This is a genomic window from Elongatibacter sediminis (assembly GCF_037892215.1).
GTDB lineage: Bacteria > Pseudomonadota > Gammaproteobacteria > Xanthomonadales > SZUA-36 > Elongatibacter > Elongatibacter sediminis.
This window is the reverse complement of record NZ_JAZHOG010000011.1, coordinates 59,762-85,623: the sequence shown is the minus strand read 5'-3', so window position 1 is coordinate 85,623 and position 25,862 is coordinate 59,762. Positions and strand designations below refer to the sequence as shown.

The window sequence follows — 25,862 nt, the reverse complement described above, 5'->3', positions numbered from 1 at the left end:
CGAATCATGAATCTGATCCTGCGCGTCAGTTCGCGCCGGCACGCCTCGAAACTGGAGATCGGTGATTTCCGGCGCATCGCCGCGCGCATCGATCGCCGGTTCGCGCACGAACCCCGCCGACTCGAAGTGGAAGACCGCGAACTGGGCGGATTGCCCACCCGGTTTATTCGCCCGGTGGGAGGCGAAGTGCGGGGAACGTTGTTTGTGCTGCACGGCGGCGCCTGGTGCATCGAAACGCCCAATCTGCATTCCGGCCTGGCGGGCCGGTTGGCCGTCGAACTCGGTTTCGAAGCGGTTTTGCCGTCTTATCGCCTCGCGCCGGAACATCCTTTTCCGGCCGGCCTGGAGGATTGCATTACCGCATGGCGCGCGTGGACCGAAGCCGGCGGCGTGCCGAGGCGCTGCGTTCTGGTGGGTGATTCGGCAGGCGGGGCACTGGCGCTCGCCCTGATGGGCGAGTTGCGAAATGGTGGAGCGGAGCAACCGGGTTGCGCGCTGTTGCTGTCGCCGGCGACGGACCTGACCAGCATGGGCCGCTCGGTGGTCGATAACGAGCGGTCGGATGTGATGTTCGGCATTGCGGCGTTGATGTTGATGCGGCACTGGTATCTGGGTGAACACAACCCCACCGACCCGCGCGCCAGCCCCTACTGGGGGGATTTCACCGGCTTTCCGCCGCTCCTGTTTCAGGTCAGCGGTTCCGAAATGCTGCTGGACAGCAGCCGCCTGGCTTCGGCGAAAGCGCGGCGGCAGGGCGTGACCACGCAATTGAGCGTGTGGCCGGGAATGCCGCACGATTTCACCCTGTTCGGGTTTCTGCCGGAGGCGCGCGCGGGCATTCGTGAACAGATCCGGTTTATCCGGGAGCACCTGCCGGACGGGACCTAGCGCCCGGCGCGGCGCTTGTCCAGCGCCTGGCCGCGGAAACTCAGGCCAGCAGCGGGGCGATGAAACCCCAGACCGACTTGGTGCGCGCGACGCTCGCCATCCACGCGAACACCAGCACCGCCAGGGTGAACGCGGCCATGCTCAGATGGCTGCGCGGTGCCGCACGCATGGCCACCGCGCCGATCAGAATATAGGCGATCAGGCCCGCGATCTTGGCCGTGAGCCAGGAGTGGGTCAGCGGGTACTGGGCAATTCGAATGGCCAGCAGAATGCCGGCGGCCAGCAGTCCCGTGTCGATGATGTGCGGCAGAATCCGGGTCACACGCGCTTCGTACCAGGCATGACCGATGCGTTTCCAGGTCCAGCGGAGTGTGAAGCCGGCAATGCTGGTGAGCGCGAGCGCGACATGGAGCAGTTTCAGCTCGGGGTAGGTCATGGATGAGGAGGTTGACGGTGGGCGAATAAATCAGGCGGCTTCGATGTTCAGTCCGAGCAAATCGGAGAGTTGGTTCCGCGGTCGCAACAGGTCGGTCAGGGTATGCTGCTCGAGCACGCCGATATAGGCAGCCAAGGCCTGTTTCAAAACCCCGCGCAGCCGGCACACGGGTTGAATGACGCACTGGCCATCTTCACAGAAGCATTCTACCAGATTGAGGTCCTCTTCCATGTCCCGGATCACGTCGGCCAGGCTGATTTCACCCGGCGGGCGCGACAGGGTGATACCACCCCCGGGACCGCGCCGCGCGTCGAGATAGCCTTGCCGGGTCAGGTTGCTGACCACCTTCATCAGGTGATTGCGAGAGATGCCGTACGCATCGGAAATTTCCCGGATGGTGACCCGCCGACCATTCTCCAGCCCCAGGTAGATGAGGACGCGCAGCGAGTAATCAGTGAAGCGGGTCAGTTTCATGAAATGGAAATTGATGCATGAACACTGGATTAAAATAGCAAGCCGGCCACCTGGAGCCCTTGATGCAGGTCAACCGCGCGCACTCGGCGCTTCTTGCCGGTGCAGGCTCGCGGGTGGGGCGCTTGCCAGCAGTACCGGCACCGGGATTGATCCAGGTCAAAATAGATTATTTCGAATGCATCTATTCTGCTTTTTCTTAATGGTGCGAACCGCATTGGAAAAAAACATGCGCAAGATCAGAAAGCCGGATTTGTGCGCCGCAAAGCAAATTCCCCTCCGTACCCGGGCACCGGCGCGCGGAGCGCACTTGCTCAGGGCATTGATTCTGCCTGTGCTGCTGTTGCCGGGCTTCGCAGTGGCGCAGATGCCAGCCGACGAAGGGCGCCGGCCGGGTGATGATGAGCACGCGCGCGAGCTGGACCCGATCGTCGTGGTCGCCAGCCGTGCGCCGCGGCCGCTGTCCGAAGTGGCGGCGCAGGTCAGCGTGATCGATGCCGCCCGCATCCGATCCGAACTGGCCGAGGGGCTGGACGATCTGCTGCGCTACGAACCGGGTCTGGAGCTGGAAACAGCGGGGTCCCGTTTCGGTGGCACCGGCATCAGTATCCGCGGTATCGGCGGCAATCGGGTGGCCATCGAGCAGGATGGCATACCGGTGCGTGACCGATTCGCGGTCGGCAGTTACTCGGACGGTGGTCGCAACCTCGTCGAGACTGATCGAATCAAGCGCGTGGAAGTTCTGCATGGTCCCGCATCGGTGCTCTATGGCTCCAACGCGCTGGGCGGAGTGGTGTCCATCACCACCTTCGATCCCGATGATGTGCTCGCCCGCGGTGGCGGCAGCACCGCCGGCAGCGTCCGCGGCGCCTACCGCGGCGCGGATGCGAGTTGGGCCGGGTCCGGTGTGGCCGCGCTCGGCTCGGGTCCGCATGCCCTGATGGCCGCCTACACGCGCCGCGAAGGGCATGAAACCGAAGCCGCCGTTCCGCACGGGCAGCCGCTGGATCCGCAGGACTGGGACAGCCAGGACGGCCTGCTGCGCTACACCTACGACACCGCTTCCGGTCATCGGCTGCGGCTCACGGCGGCGGCGCAGGAACGTGACGTGACGACGGACGTGTTTTCGCAACTGGGCTACGGCCGTCGCTTCGGCGGTACCACCGCGCTGCGGGGTGTCGACCACGACGAAAGCAGCCGTCTGGTCGCCGATTTCCTGTTCGCATGGGGCGGTTGGGAGCAGGGGCTGGCGCGAGTCTACGTGACGGATTACGAAACCGACCAGCGTAGCTTCGAGCGCCGGGAGGCGGCACGCGTACCGGTTTCCATCGACCGGCGGTTCGTCTACGGCCAGCAGCACACGGGCATCGACTTCAATCTGTTCCGGTCCTTGTACACCGGCGCGGTTCGTCATCGGGTGGGCCTCGGACTGGAATGGCTGCAGACGGAATCCAGCGAGTTCCGTGATGGTCTGCAGACCGATCTGGCGTCGGGACAGTCCACCACCTTCATTCTCGGCGAGACCATGCCGGTGCGCGATTTTCCCAACTCGCGCAGCCGCGAACTGGGGCTTTATGTGCAAGACGAAATCACCCTGGCGGATGGCCGCTGGGAACTGATTCCGGCCCTGCGCTGGGACCGCTACGAACTGGATCCGCGGCCGGACGCCCTGTGGCGGGCGGATTACCCCGATGCCGTGGTCGTGCGGGTCGACGAAGACCAGCTCACGCCGCGCCTGGGCGTGCTGTTCCACGGGCCCGGCGACTGGACGCTGTACGGTCAGTACACCCGCGGGTTCCGCGCGCCGCCGTTCGAGGACGCCAACATCGGTTTCGATATCGCGCTGTTCGGTTATCGTGCGATTCCCAATCCCGACCTCGAGTCCGAGACCTCGGACGGCTTCGAGTTCGGCGTGCGGCGCGTGACTGCATCGTCCCGATTCAGTGTGGCCCTGTTTCACACCGATTACGACGACTTCATCGAATCGCGGGCGCTGATCGGTCCGGATCCGGTTACCGGCGATCTGATCTTCCAGTCGCGCAATATAGACAGCGCGCGCATTTACGGCATCGACGTGCGTTTCGACCAGGATCTCGGCGCGTGGTGGGCCGGCCTGGACGGGTGGTCGCTGCGATTGGCCGGCTACTGGTCGGAAGGCGAAAACCGGGAGACCGGTGCGCCGCTGAATTCCATCGTGCCACCCCAGGCGGTCGTGGGCCTGGACTGGATTTCCGCGAGCGGCGCCTGGGATGCCGCATTGAGCCTGACGGCAACCGCGTCCAAGGATGGGGGTGATATCGACGCCGCAGATGGACCCCGTTTCGCCACCGATGGCTGGGGCGTGGTCGACCTGACGGCCGGTTGGCGGCCGGGGCGGGGCATGGAGCTGCGGGCCGGGGTGTTCAATCTGGGCGACAAGACATACTGGCGCTGGCTGGACGTCGCCAACCTCGATGCCGCCGATCCGATGATCGCGGCGTTGGCGCGTCCCGGCCGTAATCTGTCCGCGACATTCAGCCTGCGCTTCTGACGGTAGGTTCGCGCCGGAACACGGTGCTTTCGTTGACCTGAATCATGCGTCTGAATCCCATCGTTTTTTAGAATTAAGGCAAGCATAATGAATCTATTTTCCGCAAGCAGGAAAGGGAGTGAACCGATGAAGTCCCGCACCATGCTGTTCCTTATCACCCTGATACCGGCGGCACTGATGATGTCGCTGTCGGCCTGCGGCCAGTCCGAGTCCGGGTCCGATGCCGCTCCGGAGGCCGCAAGGAGTGATCCCGCGGTTGCGGTACACGCAGCCGAGGCCGCCACCGTCACGTTCGAAGAGCGCCTGGAGAACGGACAGAAGTTGTACGCCACGCATTGCGTGGCCTGCCACCAGGCCGAAGGCCAGGGTCTGGCCGGTGCCTTTCCCCCACTGGCCGGTTCGGACTACCTGGCCGAAGGCGGCGCGAAAGTGGCCATCGGGGCGGTGATCAACGGTCTGTCCGGCCCCATCACCGTAAACGGTGTTGAATACAACGCGGTCATGCCGGCGCTGTCCTACCTCAGCGACAGTGACGTGGCGGACATCGTCACCTACGTGATGAATTCCTGGGACAATCCGGGCGGGGAAGTCGCCGCGGCAGAGGTGGCCGCGGTGCGCGGCGGTGAAGCCGTGTCCGGACCCGCGGATCACCCGATTTCCTCCGGCAGCACCGAGCTGGCCTACTCCGGCGCACCGACCGCCATGACCGGCGAAGCGGCGCGCAAGTTCATCGACTCCGAAGGGCCCAACATGACCCAGCAGGAATTCGATGTCGCGACCGAGGTTTACTTCCAGCGTTGCGCTGGCTGCCACGGAGTGCTGCGCAAGGGGGCGACCGGCAAACCACTGACTGTGGACATCACCCGCGAGAAGGGCACGGATTACCTCAAAGCCCTGATCACCTACGGTTCGCCTGCCGGCATGCCCAACTGGGGCACGTCGGGCGATCTGACTGAAGAGCAGGTCGACATCATGGCCCGCTTCCTGCAGCACGAGCCGCCGGAACCGCCGGAATGGGGCATGCAGGAAATGCGTGACAGCTGGGCGCTTCTGGTGCCGCCCGAAGAGCGGCCTGACGCGCCGCAGCATGACCGTGATATCGAGAATTTCTTCGCGGTCACCCTGCGCGATTCCGGCGAGGTCGCGATCATCGACGGTACCACGAAGGAAATCGTCAATGTGGTCAAGACCGGCTACGCCGTGCATATTTCACGGCCTTCGGCATCAGGCCGTTACATGTATACGATCGGCCGTGATGCCAAAATCGACATGATCGACCTGTGGATGGATCCGCCCGATCGGGTGGCCGAGATCAAGGTGGGCCTGGAGGCCCGCTCGGTGGAAACCTCCAAGTATCACGGGTACGAGGACAAGTACGCGATCGCCGGGGCCTATTGGCCGCCGCAATACACGGTGATGGAGGGCGATACCCTGGAGCCGCTTAAAATCGTGTCCACGCGCGGCATGACAGTCGACACCCAGGAGTATCATCCCGAGCCTCGTGTGGCCGCCATCGTGGCCTCGCACGAGCATCCCGAGTTCATCGTCAACGTCAAGGAAACCGGCAAGATTCTGCTGGTCAACTACGAAAATGTCGACAGCCTGAGTGTGACTACCATCGGCGCCGCCCGGTTCTTGCACGATGGTGGCTGGGACGCATCCAAACGCTATTTCCTGACCGCGGCCAACAACTCAGACCGCATCGCCATCATCGATTCTCGCGAGCGCAAACTGGTGGGGCTGCCTGAAGTCACCAAGATTCCCCACCCGGGCCGGGGCGCCAACATCACGGATCCCGAGTTCGGTCCGGTGTGGGTGACCAGCGCGCTGGGCAACGCCAATATCACGTTCCTGGGCACCGATCCGGAGGGACACCCCGATCAGGCCTGGAAAGTGGTGCGCACGCTCGAAGGTCAGGGCGGCGGCTCGCTGTTCGTCAAGTCCCACCCAACGTCGACGAACCTGTGGGTGGACTCGCCGCTGAACCCCGACGAGGGGATCTCACAATCGGTGGCCGTGTACGACATCAATAACCTGGATGCCGGGTTCGAAGTGCTGCCCATCGCCGAGTGGGCCGAGCTGGGCGAGGGTCCGAAACGGGTCGTGCAGCCGGAGTTCAACAAAGCCGGTGACGAGGTGTGGTTCTCGGTTTGGAGCGGACAGGATCAGGAATCCGCCATCGTGGTGGTGGATGACCGGACCCGCAAGCTCAAGCACGTGATCAAGGGACCGGAAGTCATCACTCCCACCGGCAAGTTCAATGTGTACAACACCGTGAAGGACATCTACTGATCCGAACAGCCGCCCGGGCGCGTCCCGGGCGGCTCATTCCGCGGGAGACAAGTCATGAACTGCATACGATCCCTGCCGGCCCGCCCGGCAGGCCTGTTGGCGCTCGCCCTGGTCACGCTCGTCGCAGTCGTTGCGGCGGACGAGATTCAGGCGGCCGATTCCCTGGCCGAAGCGTTTACCCAGGGCAAGGCCACGGTCGGTTTCCGCTACCGTTTCGAGCACGTCGACCAGGATCCCCTCGACCGTAATGCCCGGGCCTCAACCCTGCGCGGCCGCCTGAATTTCCGAACCGATGACTGGAACGGCTTCGCCGCCTTCGGTGAACTCGACTACATCGGCAACATCGGTTGGGACGATTACAACGAAGGCGCCGGCAACACGCCGGATCGCTCCGAATATCCCGTCGTGGCCGATCCGGTGGGGCCGGACCTGAATCAGGCCTGGCTGCAATGGAGCGACGGCTCGGGCACGACGCTGCGTGGCGGGCGACAGCGCATCATCTATGACAATGCGCGCTTCGTGGGCAACGTTGGCTGGAGACAGAACGAGCAGACCTACGACGGCGTGTGGCTGCAGAAGAAATTCGGCACCGGGCTCGATGCCCAGGTGGCCTGGGTCTGGCAGGTCAACCGCATTTTCGGTGACGACGTGCCTGCGGGTGAAAACGACAACACGACCTGGCTGGCCAACGTTGGCTGGGATGTGGCCGACGCGGGTAAGCTGACCGGCTACTACTACGACATCGACAACGACGATGTGGCCGGATTCTCCACCCGGACCTGGGGCTTGCGTTTCGCCGGTTCCCGGGAGTCTGGCGGCCTGACGTTTGGCTATGCGGCCGAATACGCACACCAGACCGACGGTCACAACAACCCCGTGGACTTCAGCGCCGACTATTACCGTTTCGATCTGTCGCTCGGTATCGGTCGGATCACGCCCTATGTCGGCTATGAATCACTGGGGGGCGATGATGGCGAGGCCGGTGCATCATTCCGCACGCCGCTGGCCACCCTGCACGCCTTCAACGGCTGGGCCGACAAGTTTCTGGCCACCCCGGGCGCCGGTCTGGATGACGTATTCGGCGGGGTAAAGGGCAAGATCGGCGACTGGGCGTGGAACGTGGTGTATCACGCGTTCGACGCCGAGTCGGGCTCCGGCTCCTACGGCAGCGAAGTAGACGCATCGCTGGCCCGTGGCTTCGCCGGGCATTATCACGTGTTGTTCAAAGCGGCCCGGTTCAAGGGTGACGATGATCCGGCCTACCAGGACACCACCAAATTCTGGATCCAGATCTCGGCGCACTTCTGATAACCCGGCGTAACCCTGGCGGCAGGGCGATCGCCGCGATCAGAATTCGATGACGCCCGAGGCCGTTGCCATCAGTACCACATCCGCCGGACGGATGGCGAACAATCCGCAGGTGACGACGCCGGCGATGTTGTTGATGCGCTGCTCCATCGTGACCGGGTCGACCAGGTCCATGTTGTGGACATCCAGGATCGCATTGCCATTGTCGGTGGTGAAGCCCTCGCGCAGTTCGGGCTGACCGCCCAGGGCCACGAGTTGGCGCGCCACGAAACTGCGGGCCATCGGAATTACCTCAACAGGCAACGGAAAGCGGCCGAGCACGCCGACTTTCTTGCTTTCGTCGACGATGCAGACGAATTTTCGGCTGGCGCCGGCGACGATTTTCTCACGGGTCAGCGCGCCGCCCCCACCCTTGATCAGGCGTCGGTGGCCGTCGAACTCGTCCGCCCCGTCGATGTACAGATCCAGGGTTCCGGCATGATTGAGTTCGCGCACCTGGATGCCGGCGGCGGCGAGTCGTTCGGTAGTGGCCTCGGAGGATGACACCGCGGCTTCCAGGCGCTTGCCGGATGCGGCCAGTGCGTCGATGAAGCAATTTACGGTGCTGCCGGTGCCCACCCCCAGAACGCAGTCGTCCGGTACCAGTGCCAGTGCCGATTCGGCGACCTGGATTTTCTGCTCCTGCTGGGTGCTTTCCGCTTTTTCATTCATGGTTTCTTTTCCTCCAGTCCGAGGATGAAGTCCCAGTGCTTTTTCGCAACCGGCATCACCGAAAGCCGGTTGCCGCGGCGAATCAGGGCCAGTCCCTCCAGCTCGCGGTCGTACTGTTTCAGTTCGGCCAGCGAGATCAGCCGGCGGGTTTTACGCTTGTAGCGTACGTCCACCATCATCCAGCGGGGGTTGTCCGGATCGCTCTTGGGGTCGAAGTGTTTGTCGTTCGCGTCGAAGGCCGTGTGGTCGGGATAGGCCTCGGAGGCGACTTCGGCGATACCGACGATGCCGGGTGTTTCGCAATTGGAGTGGTAGTAAAGAATTCCGTCACCCTTGCGCATATCGTCGCGCATGAAATTGCGCGCCTGGTAATTGCGCACGCCGTCCCAGTGGGTTCTGCGTTTGGGCGAGTTCTTCAGGTCGTCGATACTGAATTCATCGGGTTCGGACTTGATCAGCCAGTAATTCATCGAAACGGGTCCGTAGCTTGAAGTGAGAACCGGTCCGGCGGCCAGCGGGGGGCGGCCCCGGGCCGGCGGTTGAACCGGCATTGTCCCGAATCACGGCGGACAGGTAAACCGGCCGTGTTCGGTGATGATTTCGTGCAGCCGTACGTCGTGTGTCTCCAGGGGCAGGGTATCGGCGCGTTGCACCGAGTAGGCGATGCCGGCGCGAACCGGGTATTTCTGGTCGGCGACGCCGGCCAGCGCCCGGTCGTAATAACCAGCCCCCATGCCGAGCCGTCCGCCGTTGGGGTCCCAGCCGACCAGTGGCACCAGTATCAGCCCGATCTCGTCCAGGCTCACCGGGCGCCCGGTGTGGGGTTCGTCGATACCGAAATGGTTGGTCAGCAGGTCGGTTTCGACATCCCAGGCGTGGAATTCGAGATGCCGTGCCCGCGTCGTCGCGGCACCGGGCGTTGCGACCAGCACCGGCAGGGCCAGGCGCCGGCCGGACCGTGCCAGGGCTGACAGGGCCGGGTTCAGGTCCGGCTCGCCGTCGAAGGCGCGAAAGGCGGCCACGGTGCCCTGGGGCACGCTGCGCGCGAGATCGAGCACGTGTTCGTTGATGCTGTGATCGGCCGTTGCGCGGGTGGCGGGATCGAGATCGCGACGCCGGGCTCGAAGACGGGCACGCAGCGCCCGCTTGCGGGCGGCGGGTGTGTCCGGTACGGGAACGGAATCAGGCATGTACAGCGGGTGCGCGCGCTGGCGCCGGGGCCATTCCGGGGAAGACGGGTCGGGTACCGCCGGTTGTGAAAACGTAACCGGCCGGACCCGGCGGAAAGCCGGGCATCAAGTGCCCTCCATGGTGCCGCTGCGGAACGGTGACCTTGAACCAGTGGTTCAGGTGGGACAGCTCACCGGGCTTCAGGCTTTTCGCAGCATTGCGAACGTGCACAACGGCTCTCAGTTTCGCGGTCCCGAGGTCATGATCTAGGGACAAGGCAATAAACGTCCCACTGGCAAACACCACAGGGGGCTGTCCCGAATTATAGAAGATTCATTCTTTCAGCGCATTATCGAGCTGCTCGGTGAGCAGTCGAATCCGACTGTCGATCCGTTCTTCGCGATCGGCGGCCCGGCGCTGCATCTTGAGGACCTGGTCGGTGAGATTCAAAGCGGCCTGAAGCGCGATGCGTTCCAGCGACATCAGGTGGCCGGACTCGCGGATTTCCTTCATGCGCTCATCCAGATCGCGAGCCGCTTCGATCAGGTTCTTGCGTTCCTCGGGGGTGCACGCAAATTGATACTTGCGATCGAGGATCGTGACGGATACGGGTTCGGAAGCTTGGTTCATCGATGTGCGGCTGCAGGCGCTCCGTGCGTCACGACGCAATCGGGCTCAAATCTGTTCCAGTGATTTGAGGCGGTTGATCATGGCCTCTACCTTGGAACGCGCCTCTTCGTTCTTGGCAACCAGTGTCGCGCGTTCGGTAACCAGGGCTTCCTGGCGGCTGAGCAGGGAATGATTTTCCTCACGCAACTGCCGGCACTGGTCCAGCAAGGCATTGAGTTGCTGCTCCAAACGTTCGAGATCCTTGCTGGTCTGTTCCAGTGAATCCATGGCGACACACTATAAGTGCGTCCCCTGGGACCGTCAATCAAAGGCTGTGCCCCGCCAGCGCGCCGGCTGGCATGCGGGGTGGGGTGGCGGCGCGGGGAGTGATAATATTGTCGGTGCCGTCGGCTGAGGCCGTGCTCCCGAGCGACGCGTGCGGCCTATCCGATTCACAATCCCGGACCGAGCTGTCAGATGCCACCAGATCCATTGCCCGATTTTCGTCACGCCCTGATGCTCAGCCGGGGCAGTCTGGACGCGCCGGAACTGGCGGAGTGCCACGGTGTCTTGTGCGGAATGATTTGCGGGGAAACCGGCAAGACGGCCGGCGATTTCCTGACGCACCTGGAAACCCTGGAGCTGTTGGACGAACCCGGCCTGGCCATGAACGAGGTGATGCAGGAAGCTTTCGACAGCACCTTGCAGCAGCTCGAAGACGAGGAGATGCAATTCGCGCTGTGGCTGCCGGACGACGATGAACCTCTGGAAGATCGCACCGATGCCCTGGCGCAGTGGTGCACGGGTTTCCTGGCCGGGCTGGGACTGGGCGGGGAACTGCCAGAAATTTCCGAGGAAGCCGCGGAGGCGTTAACCGACCTGCAGCAGATTGCCCGTGCGGCCTATTCGGGCCTCGACGACGAGGAGAACCTCGCCGAGGAGGTGGAAGACGAAGACGAAAAGGCGTTTACCGAGATTGTCGAATACGTTCGCGTCGTCACCATGATGCTGCGCGAGGAGTTGCGCGGTCCCGGTGCCGGTGACGCCATACATTGACCGCCTTACAGGCTGCGACAAGGTTCCGAGAAACCCACCCGTGATCAAACAAAAGGAATACGCCCGGCGCCGCCGGCAGTTGATGCGCATGGCCGGTGAAGATGCCGTGATCATCGTGTGTGCCGCACCGGAGAAAGTGCGCAACAGCGATGTTCACTATGCCTACCGCCAGGACAGCGATTTTCTCTATCTCACCGGTTTTCGCGAGCCCGACTCCGTTCTGATCCTGATCCCGGACGGCGGTGGCGGGCGCTGCGTGATGTTTTGCCGCGAACGCGACCTGGAACGGGAAATGTGGGACGGCCCGATGACCGGGCTGGCCGGTGCCGTGGAGGACTACGGCATGGACGAAGCCTTCGCCATCGACGAACTCGACAAGCGCATTCCCAAACTGCTCCAGGACCGCGAACGCATCTTTTTCGACCTCGGACGGCAGCCCGCATTCGACCAGCGTCTGATCGGTTGGCTCAACGCGTTTCGCGACAAGCCGCGGCGCGGCTTCCACGCCCCCGAGGAAATCCACGCACTGGATCACATGCTGCACGATCTCCGCCTGTTCAAGTCGCGGACGGAGCTGACCGTGATGAAGCGGTCTGCCGCAGTGGCCATCGAGGCGCACGAACGCGCCATGTCCGTGTGCGAGCCGGGATTGAACGAGGCCGACATTCATGCCGAACTGCTGCACACCTTCACCCGGCATCAGTGCGAGGCGTCCTACCTGCCCATCGTCGCCGGCGGGGCCAACGCCTGCGTGCTGCATTACATTACCAATCGCGATCCGCTGCGGGACGGCGACCTGCTGCTGATCGACGCCGGCGCGGAATATGACGGATATGCGTCGGATATCACCCGCACCTTTCCGGTCAATGGCCGCTTTTCGCCCGAACAGCGCGATCTGTACCAGGTGGTGCTGGATGCGCAGACGGCCGCCATCGACAAGGCCCGGGCCGGCCACGCCTGGGAAGACATGCACGACGAAGCGGTACGCGTCGCCACCCAGGGGATGATCGACCTGGGGATTCTGCGCAATTCGCTGGAGCAGGAACTGGAAGAGGAAGGCTACAAGCATTTCTACGTGCACAATACCGGCCACTGGATGGGCCTGGATGTGCACGACGTCGGTGAGTACCAGATCGACGGTCATTCGCGGGAACTCGAACCCGGCATGGTGATGACCGTCGAGCCGGGTATCTACATTCCGCCCGGCGACACCACCGTGCGCACCTGTTTTCGCGGCCTGGGCATTCGAATCGAGGACAATGTCGCCATCACACGCGACGAGCCGCTGGTTTTGACCGGCGCGCTGATCAAGGAGCCCGATGACATCGAGGCCCTGATGGCGGCGTCATGACCCGTGCCGGGGGCCGCGATTCAAGCCGCGCCGACGCTCGTCCAGATTCCGCGGCGGGGTCGGAAGCCGATGTCTGTATCGTGGGCGGCGGCCTGGTTGGCGCCAGCCTGGCCTGCGCGCTGGAACCCCTGGGGCTGCGGGTCGCGCTGCTCGAAGCGGTGGCGCCGCGCAGCGCCACGCAGCCGAGCTATGACGATCGCACTCTGGCGCTGAGCGCCAGTTCCTGCCGAATTCTCCAGGCGCTCGGCATCTGGCCGCTGCTGGAGGAGAACGCCACTCCGATCCGCGAAATCCATGTATCCGAGCTCGGGCGTCCGGGCCGGGTGATACTGCGCGCCGACGAACTGGGTCTGGACTGTTACGGCAACGTGGTCGAAGCCCGGGTGTTCGGCGCCGCCGCGCAGCGGCTGCTGCCTGAATTGCACGGTTTCGAGTGGCTGTGCCCGGCCCGGCTGACCACCCTCACGCCGGATGACGAGGCGGTCACGGTCGGGTACGAGGCCGATGGCCAGTCCGCCGAGTTGCGCTGCCGGCTGGTGGTGGGCGCCGACGGCGCGGCCTCGGCGGTGCGGGACGCGCTCGGTATCGAAACGCGGCACCATGACTACGGTCAGACCGCGGTGATCTGCAACGTGACCCCGGAGCAGCATCATGCAGGCCGCGCCTTCGAGCGTCTGTCGGCCACCGGCCCGTTCGCCATCCTGCCGCATGTCGGGGGGCGTTGCGGACTGGTATGGAGCGTGGAGACGGCGCAGGCCCGTTCCCTGCTGGACCTGGACGACGAAACCTTCCTGTCGCGGGCGCGATCCCGCTTCGGCGATGCGCTGGGCGACTGGACGCGTGTGGGGCGGCGCAGCGCCTATCCCCTGCAGCTCACCAGGCCGTTGCGCGATGTCGGCCCGCGCAGCCTGCTGCTGGGCAATGCGGCGCACGCCATCCATCCGGTCGGTGCCCAGGGATTCAATCTGGGCCTGCGCGACGTGGCGGTACTGGCCGAAGTGATCGCCGATGCCCTGGCGCGCGATCGCGGGGCTGACCCCGGAGAGCCTGACCTGCTGCGGCGCTACAGTGAATGGCGTGCACCCGATCAGGATCGGACCATCGCCCTGACCGACGGTCTGGCGCGCCTGTTCGCCAATCCAACGGCCGGGGCGGCGGCCGCGCGGCGGGCGGGTCTGCTGGCGCATGCCCTGTTTCCCGGCTTGCGGCGGCGGCTGGCGGTACAGGCCATGGGCTACCGGGGGCGCATCCCCCGGCTGGCGCTGGGCGAAGACCTGGGGGCCGGCTGAATGGGGGCGTCCGACCAGCCCGATGTGCTCGTGATCGGTGCCGGCATGGTCGGCGCGGCCGCGGCCTGCCTGTTCGCGCGAGCCGGGCTTTCGGTCTGCGTGCTGCAGGCGAAGGAGCCGGAACCGTTCGATTCCTCGGAGCCGGTGGGTTTGCGGGTGTCGGCCCTGTCGCCGGGCTCCGTCCGGATACTCGAAGCCGCGGGCGCCTGGGACGCCATTGCGGCGGAACGGACCGGTCCCTATCGGCGCATGCGCGTCGAGGACCGTGCGCGGGATCCGGCCATCGAATTCACCGCCGCCGAGTTCGGACTCGAGCGCCTGGGCACCATCGTCGAGAACGACCTGGTGCAATGGGCGTTGTGGCAGAACCTGAAGCAACTCGCCGCCGTGGAACGGGTCTGTCCGGCGGACGTCGAATCCCTCGACCTGTTCGGGCCTCGCCCGGCCGTTACCCTGGCCGATGGCCGCAGCATCCGGCCGGACCTGCTGGTGGGGGCGGACGGAGCCGGTTCGATGGTGCGCCGGACGCTGGGCATCGGCCTGCGGCATACGGACTACGGGCAGCGCGCGCTGGTGTCGGTGGTGCGCACCGCGCGGCCGAACCCGGGTCTGGCCTGGCAGCGCTTTCTGCCGGGCGGTCCGCTGGCCTTTCTGCCGTTGTCGGATGGTGCCTCGTCCATCGTCTGGACCCGGCCTTCGGCCGAAGCGGATCGCCTCCTGTCGCTGGATGACGAGGCATTCGGATCGGAACTCGAAGGGGTGGCGGGCGAGAACGCGGAGGGACCGTTCGGTTCCATCGAATCGACGGGTCCGAGAGCGGCGTTTCCATTAAGCCTGCAGTTGGCGGACCGGTATACGGCGGGACGTTGCGTGTTGATCGGCGATGCGGCCCACGTCGTCCACCCCTTGGCCGGCCAGGGCGTGAATCTCGGCTTTTTGGATGCCGCCGCCCTGGTGGAGACCGCGGTGGCCGCCCGCCGGGCCGGCGGAGACCCCGGCCACGAAGGGCGGCTCACATCGTTCGGCCGCCAGCGGCTCTCCGAAAGCGAAGTCATGGCGCGGGGCATTCACGGCCTGCACACCCTGTTCGGGCCGGAGGCGTTCGGCCCCGTTCGGCGATGGGGCTTGTGGGGCGTGGCCGGCAGTTGGGCCTTACGTGATGGATTTATCCGGCGGGCGGCCGGTATCCACGCGGGCGCACCCGCGCTCGCTCGCGGAATTTCGTTGCAGGATCTGGTCATCGGCTGACCGCCCCGGGTACGCCTGCCGGCCGTGAATCGCGACTCGCCGTGGTCACTCGGCCGTGCTCGCTTATTCCCGGTGGTTATACCGCAATAGAAAACGCTTCGTTCCCGCTTCACGGGGTGGCGCTTATGCTCTCGGCTCATCTTTTCAGAGGTAGGCCGGCATGTTTCAGGCGCTGCGCACGGACAATTCGCCTTTCACCGAGCTGCAAATCCAGCAGCTTCAGCAGGGTCTGACGGGGCTTGATGCCACGCAATCCGCGTGGCTCAGCGGCTTCATCGCGGGCCGGCTCGCCAGCGGGGGATCGGTTCCGGAGGCCGTGGTACAGCCCGCGGCGGTGGCCACCCCGGCCGAAACCCTGCACGTGCTTTACGCATCGCAGACGGGCAACGGCGAAGTCGTCGCGGAAGAACTGGCCGAACGTGCCCGCCAGGCGGGCTTCGCCGTGGAATTGCAGTCCATGGGTTCCACGCGGCCGGCGGCGATCAAGAAGATTCGCCATGCCGCGTTCGTCATCAGCACCCACGGTGAAGGCGATCCGCCGGACGACGCCGTCGAATGGTTCGAGTACCTCTCGGGATCGCGCGCTCCGGCGCTGAAAGACCTGAAGTTCTCCGTGCTCGCGCTCGGTGACCGGAGTTACAGCGAGTTCTGCGCCGCGGGCGTCGATTTCGAGAAATTGCTGACCGACCAGGGCGCGGCGACCTTTTCCACCCGAACCGATTGCGACGTCGACTACGAGGCATTGGCCACGGAATGGTCTGGCAGCGTTGTCGAGTACGGCAGGGAACACCTCGCGACAGAGTCGGGTGCCGCGTCCACAGCGGCGGTGGGCCGGCTCAGCGTGGTGCCGCAGGCACCGCGGTGGACCCGGGCAAACCCGTTCGCCGCGACCGTCGAGCGCGTGCAGAAAATCACCGGCCTGGAATCGTCCAAGCACGTTTACCACCTCGAATTATCGCTGGAAGACGCCGGCCTGGATTACGAGCCGGGGGATTCGCTGGGCGTGTGGGCGCCAAACGACCACGACCTGGTGGCCCGGGTCATCGATCGACTTGGCGTGGATGCCGATGAATCGGTGGAAGTCGATGCCCATCGCCACTCGGTACACGAATTGCTGACCCGGCACCGCGAATTGACACGGCTCAGTGCGGATACCGTGACCGGCTACGCCGAACGCGCGGGCCGTGATGATCTGGCAGCGGCTTTCGAAGGTCTCGACGATGCGGGCCGCCGTGATTTCATCGAGCAGCGCCAGTTCATCGACCTGGTCGAGGCCTATCCGCCGGCCGGAACGGATCGGTTCGATGCCGCCGGCCTGGCCACACTGCTGCGCCCGCTGGCGCCCCGTTCCTATTCCATTGCTTCAAGCGGAGCCGCCGTGGGCGAGGAAGTGCACCTCACCGTGGCGACCCTGTTCAGCGATGCCATTGGCTCGGAGCGAAAGGGCGTGGCCAGCCATTACCTCAATCACCATGTGAAGCCCGGCGACGAAGTGCCGGTGTTCCTTGAGCCCAATCGCCGCTTCCGGCTCCCCGAGGACCGCTCATTGCCCTTGATCCTGGTCGCCGCCGGCACCGGTATCGCGCCGTACCGGGCCTTTTTGCAGCAGCTCGAGGAAGAGGGTGCGAATCCCGACGTCTGGCTGGTGTTCGGCAATCCTCATCTCAGGACCGATTTCCTGTACCAGCGGGAATGGCTGGAATGGCGCAAGCGCGGTCTGGTCACGCGTATCGATGGCGCGTTCTCCCGCGATCAGGAAGAGAAACGCTACGTGCAGCACGTGGTGCGTGACGAGGCGGTGCGCGTCAACGAATGGCTCGATCGCGGTGCCCACCTGTATCTGTGCGGCGGTCTGTCCATGGGCAAGGCCGTGGAGCAGTCGGTGCAGCAGGCGTTGGCGCTGGGTCAGGGCCTGTCGGACGAGGGTGCCGCCGAAGCCTTTGCCGAGCTGCGCCGCCAGGGCCGGCTGTTGAAGGATCTTTACTGATGAGTAACGCCAACAACCTGACAACGCTCAAGCACGGCGAGGGTTCGCCGGTCGAAGGCATCAAACTGCGCAGCGATTATCTGCGCGGCACCCTGACCGAGGGCCTGGCGGACTCCGCGACCGGCGCGCTGGCCGAGGACGACACCCAGCTCAGCAAATTTCACGGTTTCTATCAGCAGGACAATCGCGATTTTCGCGACGAGCGCCGCCGGCAAATGCTGGAGCCCGATTACCAGTTCATGATCCGGGCCCGTTTGCCCGGTGGCATCTGCAGTCCGGCGCAATGGCTGGGCCTGGACCAGGTCGCACGGACCTACGCCAACGGCTCCCTGAGGATTACCACGCGGCAGTCGTTCCAGTTTCACGGCGTGATAAAGCGCGAACTGAAAGCCACCATCCGCGCCATCAACGATTCAATGCTGGATACAGTCTCCGCTTGCGGCGATGTGAACCGCAATGTCATGGCCACGGCCCTGCCGGAGTCGTCGTCGCTGCACCGGCGCGTCTGCGCGGATGCCGCGGCCGTTGGCGAACACCTGTTGCCGCGCACCACGGCCTATCATGAAATCTGGCTGGGACGTGAGCGGGTGGCCGGCACCAGCGGCCAGGACGAGGAAGTCGAGCCCATCTACGGCCGCACCTATCTGCCGCGGAAATTCAAGATCGCCTTCGCCATCCCGCCACGCAATGACGTGGATGTGTATGCGCATGACCTGGGCTTTGTCGCCCATGTCGAGGACGACGAAGTCGTGGGCTACAACGTCACCGTTGGCGGTGGCATGGGCGTAACCCACGGCGATCCCGAAACCTACCCGCGTCTCGCCGACGTGGTCGGTTATTGCACACCGGGGCAATTGATTGAAACCGCCGAGACCATCGTGGGTATCCAGCGGGATTTCGGCGACCGGGTCGAGCGCAAGCACGCACGGCTCAAATACACGCTGGCCGAACGTGGCGTGGAGTGGCTGCTCGAAGAGTTCAAATCGCGAGCCGGTTTCAGCCTGGCCGAGCCGCGGCCGTTCTCATTTACCCACACGGGTGACCTGCTGGGCTGGCAGCGGACCGACGACGGACTCTGGCACCTGGCGCTGTTCATCGAGAATGGCCGGGTCGCGGACGTCGAAAGCATCTCCGGGCTGGCTGGCATGCGCGCGGTGGCGCACCTGCTGGAGGAAAAAGGCCGGGGCGAGTTTCGATTGACGCCGAACCAGAACGTCATCATCAGCGCCGTCGAGGAAGGTGATCGCGAGGCCATCGATGCCGTGGTGGCTGAACACGGGCTGGACGGCTGGCGCCAGTCGAGTCCGCTGCGGCTCAACTCCATGGCCTGTGTCGGGTTTCCGACCTGCGGCCTGGCCATGGCCGAGAGCGAACGCTACCTGCCGGACCTGGTGACCCGGATCGATGCATTGCTCGAAAAACACGGCCTGTCCGATCAGCCGATCACGATCCGCATGACGGGATGCCCGAACGGCTGCGCGCGGCCTTATCTGGCGGAAATCGGGCTGGTTGGCAAGGGGCCGGGACTCTACAACCTGCACGTGGGCGCCGCCTTCGATGGCAGCCGGCTCAACGCCATGGTGCGCGAAAGCCTTCACGAACAGGACGTGCTCGACGTATTGGACGGTTTGTTCGCCGATTACGCCGGATCCCGGCGCGACGGCGAAGCGTTTGGAAACTATCTGCACCGTACCGGTGCGATGGAATTGCCGTGAAATCTGGAGTGATGGGTTGAATCATGAGCGCTGAAGCACTGAAACTCTGCATTCCCGAACCCGGGCAGGCCTGGACCGAGCCCCAGCTTGCGGCCATTGCGCCCTGCCTGGAGAAAAAGTCCGCCGAGGAACGGATTGAATGGGCCCTGGACTACCTGCCCGAGCGGGCGGTGCTCACGTCCAGCTTCGGCGCGCAGTCGGCCGTCATGCTGCACCTCATCACGCGGTTCCGGCCGTCCATTCCGGTGGTGCTGATCGACACCGGATACCTGTTCGACGAGACCTACCGGTTCATCGACGAACTCGAGACCAGGCTGGATCTCAACCTGCACATCTACCGGCCGCAGTTCAGCCCCGCATGGCAGGAGATTCGGTACGGCCGATTGTGGGAGCAGGGTGCCGAGGGCATTCGGCGCTACAACCAGATGAACAAGGTCGAGCCGATGGAGCGTGCACTGGAGGAGCTGGACGTGGGGACCTGGTTCAGTGGCCTGCGGCGCAGCCAGTCGGATACCCGGCGCCGGCTGAACGTGTTGCAACGACAGGGACAGGCCGTGAAGGTGTATCCCATCATCGACTGGGGTAACCGTGACATTCACCACTACCTGAAACAGCACGATCTGCCCTACCATCCGCTGTGGGATGAAGGCTATGTTTCCATCGGCGATCACCATTCCAGCCGCCCGCTGACCGACGGTCTCACTGAACAGGAAACGCGGTTCTTCGGTTTGCTGCGGGAGTGCGGCCTGCACGAGCCCGAGCGTTTTACGAGTTCGGCGTCAGCCGCCGGCGCAGGCTGAAACCGGCCGCCGCGGAGGCCGCGACATGGCAAATGTCAGAGGTTGAACTCGCCGTTGCAGCAATTCGAAAAACGGTTGCCGATGCTGGGGTGATTGTTCAGCGCCGCCAGTGATTCGCCGTAGGCCGGCCCTCTGCCGCCCTCGGCCTGTTCCACCAGTTCTTCGATCTTGCGCCGGTCCAGGCCGGGAACCATCAGTTCGAGGAAGCCGAACATGTAGTCACGCAGGAAGCGGTCCCTGCGGAATCCGATCCAGGTGGTGCAACTGGGAAACAGGCGGGTCGCATCGATGGCCAGCAGGTCCGAGTCCTTTTCCTTGTCGTAGGCCATGCAGGCCACGATGCCGATGCCCATCTCCTTGCGCACATAGGCCTTGATGACGTCGGGATCTTCGGCGGTAAACACCACGTTGGGCCGGCTGCCGTCTCTTTCGAAGGCGACCGCCTGATCCGATCCCGGGTCGAAACTGTGCGTGTAGCTGATGATGGGGTAACGGGCAAGGTCCGCGAGAGTGGGGTGTTCGAGGCTGGCCAGTTCGTGTTCGTGGGGCACCAGCACGGTGCGCTCCCAGTGGTAGATCGGGAGGGTGATCAGTTCGCTGAACAGTTCGCTGCGGCCGGAAGCAATGGCGAAATCGGCCTCCTGATCCTGAACCCGTTTGGCGATGCGATCCGACGTGCCCTGTACCAGGCTGACCGAAATGCCGGGAAAGGCGCGCTGGAAGCCTTCCAGCAGGTCGGGCAGCACGTAACGCGCCTGGGTGTGGGTCGTGGCCACGATCAGCTCGCCCTGCAACTGTCCCGCCATGTCACGCGATACCGAGCGGATGTTTTCGACTTCGGTGAGTATCCGCCGGGAACGGCGCACGACTTCCTCTCCGGCGTCCGTCAGTCCGTCCAGGCTTTTGCCCTTGCGAATGAACAGGGGCAGGGACAGTTCGTCCTCGAGCAACTTGACCTGTTTGCTGACCCCGGGTTGCGACGTGAACAGGGCCTGGGCGGCCTGGGTGATGTTCATGCCGTTATCGACGATGGCCACCAGGTAGCGCAGTTGCTGGAGTTTCATCGTTGGTTCGTCCTCATGGTTCGCACAACAGACCGTCGAACCGCGACAAATCTTTCCGTGCGGTGCCTTTTATGACACAAAAAACCCGCCAGCCGGCGGGTGGTCAGTCGTCCTGAAAAATTGAACGCCTAGGCCACGCGCCCCGGGGCTCGTGGACAGATGCAGCGGTATGTTCCAGTGGTTTCGAACACGACCAACCTCCTTATTCCTTTGAAGCATAACGCCAGCCAGGAAAACTGACAAGCCAGCGCGTTTTCATGACGATATAACGTGCGGGCATAACGGCAGAAAGAATGCGTATTTCCAGCGTGGCCTCCGCGCTGTCTATTATCGACCCCATTCTGCCGTGGTGTGCCCGCAAAAAAGCGGCCCGGACACGGCCCGATTGCCGAGAACCCTGGATCGATGGACTATTTTCCGCTCTTCATGAACATTCGTGACCTGCCCGTGTTGCTGGTAGGTGCGGGCCGTGTCGCCGAACGCAAGGCCCGGTTGTTACTGGCGGCGGGGGGCGAAGTGCGCGTGGTTGCGCGTTCGCTCAACGGCCAGTTTCGACACTGGCAGGAAAACGGTGACGTGCGCTGGCTGGCGGCCGAGTGGTCCGACGGACTGCTGGACGACGCACGGCTGGTGATTGCCGCCACCGCCGACACGGAACTGAACCGGCGGGTGTACGATGCCGCCGAGTCGGCCGGGGTGCCGGTGAACGTGGTCGATGACAAGGCCTTGTGCCGGTTCATCACGCCGGCCATGATCGACCGGTCTCCGGTGCAGGTGGCCATTGCGACGGGCGGTTCGTCGCCCGTGCTGGCCCGCCGCATCCGCGGCTGGATCGAGCGCCTGCTGCCCCTCGGGCTGGGCCGGGTCGCCTTGGCGGCCGGACGCGCGCGTGAGCGGGTGAAACAGGTTCTGCCGCCTGAGCGTCGGCGCGGTTTCTGGGAAGGGGTGCTCACCGAACAGCACATCCGCCGACTCAGCCTGCAATCCGACCATGAGATCGACGGACAGATCGGCCGGCGCCTTGACGCGGCGGCCGGGGACGATTCGACAGCGAACGGACGTGTCTCACTGGTCGGCGCCGGTCCGGGACGGGCGGACCTGCTGACCCTGCGGGCCTTGCACGTACTGGGACAGGCCGATGTGGTGCTGCACGACCGGCTGGTCAGCGATGAAGTCCTCGACCTGGCGCGCCGTGACGCGGACCGGATCGACGTGGGCAAACGCGCCGGTAATCATCACCGAACCCAGGAACAGATTCACGAACTGATGGTGTCGGAAGCCCGCAAGGGCCGGCACGTGGTGCGCCTGAAAGGAGGCGACCCGTTCATCTTCGGTCGCGGTGGTGAGGAACTGGAGTTCCTGCGGGACCACGGGATCGCCTACGAAGTGGTTCCCGGCATCACGGCCGCGGCGGGTTGCGCGGCCTACAGCGGCATACCCCTGACTCACCGCAAACACGCGCAATCGCTGAGCTTCGTGACCGGACATCTGGCTGATGCGTTGGCGGAATCCGACGGGAGCGGGATCGACTGGGGTCACCTGGCCGGTCCCGGACGTACCGCCGTGGTCTACATGGGAGTCCGGCAGGCCGCGGCCCTGCGCGACCGGCTGCTGGGCGCCGGTATCGACCCTGCGCTGCCGGTGGCTTTGGTGATCAGCGGCACGTCGGACCGCCAGCAGGTATTTCACGGAGTGGTGGATGAACTTCCGCGCCTCGCGTCCAGGGCACCCCGGGGTGAACCCGGGCTGCTGATCATTGGACAGGTCGCTTCGCTGGGGAGTACCCTCGGCTGGCTTCAAGTACCGGCCGAACTGCAGTCGGCCGCCTGAATCAACAAGGAATAACGATGATATACGACAACATTCTCGATACCGTGGGCCATACCCCTGTCGTCCGCATCAACCGGCTGGCTCCGGACGGCGTGACGATGTTCGTCAAGCTGGAAGCTTTCAACCCGATGAGTTCGGTCAAGGACCGGCTCGCCCTGGGCGTCATTCTCGACGCTGAAAAGCGCGGCGTGCTGAAACCCGGTCAGACCGTGGTCGAGGCAACGTCCGGAAATACCGGTATCGCGCTCGCCATGGTGTGTGCCGTGCGCGGCTACCCGTTCGTCTCCATCATGGCGGAATCGTTTTCGGTGGAGCGGCGGCGACTGATGCGCTTTCTGGGAGCGCGCGTGGTGCTGACTCCGGCACCGCGGCGGGCCACCGGCATGGTGGAGGCAGCGGAAGCGCTGGCCAAAAAGCATGGCTGGTTCCTGACCCGGCAGTTTGAAAACGAGGCCAATCCCGCTTATCACGCCAGTACGACCGGCCCGGAAATTCTGTCCGACTTCGCCAATCACCGCCTGGATTACTACGTCAGCGGTTACGGAACCGGCGGCACCATCACCGGCGCGGGCAAGATGATTCGCCTCGCGCGCCCCGACGTGAAAATCATCTCCACCGAGCCGGCCGGCGCCGCGCTGCTGGAAGGCAAGGAATGGCAGCCGCACAAAATCCAGGGCTGGACACCGGACTTCATTCCGGACGTTCTGGATCGTGATGTCGCCCACCAGAACATTACGGTCAGCGATGACGAAGCCATCGAGTGTTCGCGCAAACTGGCGACCCAGGAAGGTATTTTCTGCGGCATCTCGTCGGGCGGCACGTTCGCGGCGGCGCTCAAGGTCGCCGAAAAGGCCGAGCCCGGCTCGGTCATTCTGGCCATGCTGCCGGACACCGGCGAACGTTACCTGTCCACGCCGCTGTTCGAAGATGTTCCGGAAGGACCGGACGAGGCCCAGGAACTGCTCGAAGGTCTGGATTACTGAAGCCCGGGCCGGGAGGCTCAGGGTTCCAGGAGTTCTCCCGGCAGTTCCCGGAAACTGGCCGACAACTGCCGCAGAAAATCGGCCAGCGCCGAGCTGGACCGCCACACCATGGCAATCGTGCGCGAAGGCGCCTTGCCGGTAAAAGGCCGGATCACCAGGTTGTCGGTGGCGGCGATCGGGGGTTTCACCGCCAACAGGGGCATCAGGGTGATGCCGACCTCGGCGGCGACCATCTGACGCAGGGTTTCCATGCTGCTGGCGTGGAAATCCACCCGTTCGTGGGCGCCGGCCAGGGCACACACTTCCAACGCGTGTTCGCGCAGGCAGTGGCCCTCCTCCAGCAGCAGTAGTTCATTGCCTTTCAGGTCTTTCAGCCCGACGTGGTCGCGCCGGGCCAGTTCGTGGTGCCCGGGCAGCGCCAGCACGAAGGGTTCCCTGAACAGGACTTCGATTTCCAGTCCCGCCTCGGGCACCGGCAGCGCGAGCAGCGCGGCGTCGAGTTCCCCGCCGTGCAGCATTTCAAGCACATTCTCGGTTTTCTCCTCCGCCAGTTGCAGCTTCAGCCGGGGGTAGCGCAGCCGGAGTTGCGGCACGACATGGGGCAGCAGATACGGTGCCAGGGTGGGGAACAAGCCGAGCCGGAGTGTGCCTTCGTCCGGGTTGCGGCTGCGCCGGGCCACGGTGCGGATCTGGTCGATGTCGGCCAGCACCTGTCGCGCCCGCTGGGCGATTTCCACGCCGGCCGGGGTCAACATGATGTTTTTCGGGGAGCGCTCGACCAGCTGCACATCGAGCTCCTCTTCCAACTTCTTGATCTGGGTGCTGAGCGTCGGCTGGCTGACGAAGCACGCCTCGGCCGCCTTGCTGAAATGCCGCAGTTCGGCGAGTTTCACGAAATACTGAAGTGCTCGCAGATTCATGTCTTAATTATAGGGCCAATAAATTAATTATTCTAAATTCATTGCTGAAATGTATTAAAGGCTCTTGTCCCGGTTGGTCACTTCCCGACGGTCGGGTACGGGTTTCCCAGGCTCAATAACGGTAGTCGCCAAACTGGATTTCGATCCAGGCGCCGAAACCGAACGAAGCCTTGCGCTTTTCTTCCTCGCGGAACTTCGGCCAGGTCAGGCTGGGGCCGAGCGAAAGATACAGCCATTCGCCGTCCAGCGGACGCCGCCAGATCAGGTTGAGTCCGTACTCCTGCAGGGGCACTTCGTCGTGGGTTTCGCCGCGGATAAAGGCCAGCAGGGAAATGGCGCTGCTGTTGGCCATCAGCCGATACCAGGTCTGTCCGGCATACCAGAACATACCGTCGCGTTCCTCGGAAACGGTGGCCACCCCTTCCCAGCGCAATACGCTGTGGTAGTCGAGCGCATGCGCCAGGTCGCCACGGCTGGTCGTGCCGAAGCCTTCGTCGCCGCGCCAGAAGAACGTCTGACGAAAACGCAGATCGGTGCGCGGACTGAAGGTGTGATTGTGGAAGTACTGGGCCTTGGCATAAGGCCGGGGCGGGGTGCGCAAGCGCACGCCGGCCGAATAGTCCCATCCTTTGAGCGCGTTCTTGCGCCGGTGGCCCAGCCCCAACAGCCATTCCGCATCTTCGCGGGGAACCAGGCCCGGGTTATAGAAGGTCTCGTCCTGCGGCTGGGTGTCGCGGACGTAGGAATCTTCGTCGACGCGGCCGAGCAGAAGGTCCCAGCGGCTGCTGAGATTGGGCAGCGGTGCCCGAACCCGCAGGCGCAGCCTTGGGTCGAAGTCTCGGTATTCGGTATATTCCGCGCCCAGGGTCATCATTCCGTTGACCCGCGACGCGTCAAACTCGTGCCGGCTGCCGAACAGGCTGTCGAACCAGCGGAAACTGTGGCAGGACCAACTGCGTAGCGTCTCCTGGGTGGTTCGCGGCAGTCCGGTGATGCCCCGGGTGCGGTCGCAGGCGTCGGCGCCCTGCGGCAGCGGACGCCTGCTTGCGGTGACCGCGACGGGCTCGAGCACGGGGTCCGCGACGGCCTGTCCCGGTTGCGGCATGGATTGCGCCGGCCCGCTGACCGGCCACAGCCACAGCGCCAGCAAGGTGGCAGCCAGGTTGCCTGGTCCGGTGTGTCTCGTCCGTGTCATCCGGTCCCG

The 25,862-nt window shown here is 64.3% G+C and carries 23 protein-coding genes and 1 other RNA gene; 13 read left to right on the top strand and 11 right to left on the bottom strand.

Annotated features, from left to right (window positions below):
* Positions 1-6 precede the first annotated feature (6 nt).
* On the top strand, positions 7-888 hold the full coding sequence (locus tag V3330_RS15760) for an alpha/beta hydrolase (RefSeq protein WP_354696404.1): 882 nt from the start codon (positions 7-9) through the stop codon (positions 886-888).
* 40 nt (positions 889-928) lie between these two features.
* Here the strand turns inward: V3330_RS15760 and V3330_RS15755 are convergent, their stop codons facing one another.
* A complete protein-coding gene (locus V3330_RS15755; RefSeq protein WP_354696403.1) occupies positions 929-1,324 on the bottom strand; it encodes a SirB2 family protein in 396 nt (131 codons plus the stop codon).
* Positions 1,325-1,354: 30 nt separating this feature from the next.
* A complete protein-coding gene (locus V3330_RS15750; RefSeq protein WP_354696402.1) occupies positions 1,355-1,798 on the bottom strand; it encodes an RrF2 family transcriptional regulator in 444 nt (147 codons plus the stop codon).
* Positions 1,799-2,105: 307 nt separating this feature from the next.
* On the opposite strand from V3330_RS15750, the gene V3330_RS15745 reads away from it, so the two are divergent.
* From V3330_RS15745 to V3330_RS15735, 3 genes are all read left to right on the top strand, one after another.
* Complete coding sequence (locus V3330_RS15745; protein WP_354696401.1) at positions 2,106-4,325, top strand: TonB-dependent hemoglobin/transferrin/lactoferrin family receptor; 2,220 nt, start codon at positions 2,106-2,108, stop codon at positions 4,323-4,325.
* Positions 4,326-4,451: 126 nt separating this feature from the next.
* The gene (locus V3330_RS15740) at positions 4,452-6,617 is read left to right on the top strand and encodes a cytochrome D1 domain-containing protein (protein WP_354696400.1); all 2,166 of its coding nucleotides are present in this window, start codon (positions 4,452-4,454) and stop codon (positions 6,615-6,617) included.
* A 54-nt stretch (positions 6,618-6,671) separates the two neighbouring features.
* Complete coding sequence (locus tag V3330_RS15735) at positions 6,672-7,925, top strand: alginate export family protein (RefSeq protein WP_354696399.1); 1,254 nt, start codon at positions 6,672-6,674, stop codon at positions 7,923-7,925.
* Between the two features lie 39 nt (positions 7,926-7,964).
* Here V3330_RS15735 and rpiA read toward each other — a convergent pair whose 3' ends face one another.
* The 6 genes from rpiA to V3330_RS15705 form a co-directional block, all read right to left on the bottom strand.
* Positions 7,965-8,636, bottom strand: coding sequence for a ribose-5-phosphate isomerase RpiA (rpiA, locus tag V3330_RS15730; protein WP_354696398.1), 672 nt, complete (start codon positions 8,634-8,636; stop codon positions 7,965-7,967).
* Entirely contained in the window at positions 8,633-9,106 is a 474-nt protein-coding gene (locus V3330_RS15725; protein ID WP_354696397.1) for an EVE domain-containing protein, read from the bottom strand. Before V3330_RS15725 ends, rpiA begins: the two co-directional genes overlap by 4 nt.
* A 90-nt stretch (positions 9,107-9,196) precedes the next feature.
* Positions 9,197-9,826, bottom strand: coding sequence for a 5-formyltetrahydrofolate cyclo-ligase (locus tag V3330_RS15720; protein ID WP_354696396.1), 630 nt, complete (start codon positions 9,824-9,826; stop codon positions 9,197-9,199).
* Between the two features lie 109 nt (positions 9,827-9,935).
* Positions 9,936-10,120: non-coding RNA, 6S RNA (ssrS, locus tag V3330_RS15715), on the bottom strand.
* Between the two features lie 19 nt (positions 10,121-10,139).
* A complete protein-coding gene (locus V3330_RS15710; RefSeq protein ID WP_354696395.1) occupies positions 10,140-10,436 on the bottom strand; it encodes a cell division protein ZapA in 297 nt (98 codons plus the stop codon).
* Between the two features lie 45 nt (positions 10,437-10,481).
* Positions 10,482-10,703, bottom strand: coding sequence for a TIGR02449 family protein (locus tag V3330_RS15705; RefSeq protein ID WP_354696394.1), 222 nt, complete (start codon positions 10,701-10,703; stop codon positions 10,482-10,484).
* Between the two features lie 189 nt (positions 10,704-10,892).
* On the opposite strand from V3330_RS15705, the gene V3330_RS15700 reads away from it, so the two are divergent.
* The 7 genes from V3330_RS15700 to V3330_RS15670 all read left to right on the top strand — a co-directional run bounded on the left by V3330_RS15700 (position 10,893) and on the right by V3330_RS15670 (position 19,861).
* On the top strand, positions 10,893-11,471 hold the full coding sequence (locus V3330_RS15700) for a UPF0149 family protein (protein ID WP_354696393.1): 579 nt from the start codon (positions 10,893-10,895) through the stop codon (positions 11,469-11,471).
* 43 nt (positions 11,472-11,514) lie between these two features.
* The gene (locus V3330_RS15695; protein ID WP_354696489.1) at positions 11,515-12,822 is read left to right on the top strand and encodes an aminopeptidase P N-terminal domain-containing protein; all 1,308 of its coding nucleotides are present in this window, start codon (positions 11,515-11,517) and stop codon (positions 12,820-12,822) included.
* Positions 12,819-14,111, top strand: coding sequence for a 2-octaprenyl-6-methoxyphenyl hydroxylase (ubiH, locus tag V3330_RS15690; RefSeq protein ID WP_354696392.1), 1,293 nt, complete (start codon positions 12,819-12,821; stop codon positions 14,109-14,111). Before V3330_RS15695 ends, ubiH begins: the two co-directional genes overlap by 4 nt.
* Entirely contained in the window at positions 14,112-15,359 is a 1,248-nt protein-coding gene (locus tag V3330_RS15685; RefSeq protein ID WP_354696391.1) for an FAD-dependent monooxygenase, read from the top strand. It abuts the gene before it with no gap.
* A gap of 160 nt (positions 15,360-15,519) precedes the next feature.
* Positions 15,520-17,346 carry a diflavin oxidoreductase gene (locus V3330_RS15680; RefSeq protein WP_354696390.1) on the top strand — a complete coding sequence of 609 codons (1,827 nt, stop codon included), beginning with the start codon at positions 15,520-15,522 and terminating at the stop codon, positions 17,344-17,346.
* Positions 17,346-19,061: an NADPH-dependent assimilatory sulfite reductase hemoprotein subunit gene (locus tag V3330_RS15675; protein ID WP_354696389.1), complete on the top strand. Its 1,716-nt coding sequence runs from the start codon at positions 17,346-17,348 to the stop codon at positions 19,059-19,061. The genes V3330_RS15680 and V3330_RS15675 overlap by 1 nt, the downstream gene beginning before the upstream one ends.
* 23 nt (positions 19,062-19,084) lie before the next feature.
* Positions 19,085-19,861, top strand: a complete 777-nt coding sequence (locus tag V3330_RS15670; RefSeq protein ID WP_354696388.1) for a phosphoadenylyl-sulfate reductase — start codon at positions 19,085-19,087, stop codon at positions 19,859-19,861.
* A gap of 35 nt (positions 19,862-19,896) precedes the next feature.
* Here the strand turns inward: V3330_RS15670 and V3330_RS15665 are convergent, their stop codons facing one another.
* A complete protein-coding gene (locus V3330_RS15665) occupies positions 19,897-20,925 on the bottom strand; it encodes a LysR substrate-binding domain-containing protein (protein WP_354696387.1) in 1,029 nt (342 codons plus the stop codon).
* Positions 20,926-21,330: 405 nt separating this feature from the next.
* On the opposite strand from V3330_RS15665, the gene cysG reads away from it, so the two are divergent.
* Both cysG and cysK read left to right on the top strand, forming a co-directional pair.
* The gene (cysG, locus tag V3330_RS15660) at positions 21,331-22,755 is read left to right on the top strand and encodes a siroheme synthase CysG (protein WP_354696386.1); all 1,425 of its coding nucleotides are present in this window, start codon (positions 21,331-21,333) and stop codon (positions 22,753-22,755) included.
* Positions 22,756-22,772: 17 nt separating this feature from the next.
* On the top strand, positions 22,773-23,738 hold the full coding sequence (cysK, locus tag V3330_RS15655; protein ID WP_354696385.1) for a cysteine synthase A: 966 nt from the start codon (positions 22,773-22,775) through the stop codon (positions 23,736-23,738).
* A gap of 17 nt (positions 23,739-23,755) precedes the next feature.
* On the opposite strand, the gene V3330_RS15650 is transcribed toward cysK, so the two are convergent.
* Both V3330_RS15650 and V3330_RS15645 read right to left on the bottom strand, forming a co-directional pair.
* A complete protein-coding gene (locus V3330_RS15650) occupies positions 23,756-24,658 on the bottom strand; it encodes a LysR substrate-binding domain-containing protein (RefSeq protein ID WP_354696384.1) in 903 nt (300 codons plus the stop codon).
* Positions 24,659-24,770: 112 nt separating this feature from the next.
* Complete coding sequence (locus V3330_RS15645) at positions 24,771-25,853, bottom strand: hypothetical protein (RefSeq protein WP_354696383.1); 1,083 nt, start codon at positions 25,851-25,853, stop codon at positions 24,771-24,773.
* Between the last annotated feature and the right edge of the window lie 9 nt (positions 25,854-25,862).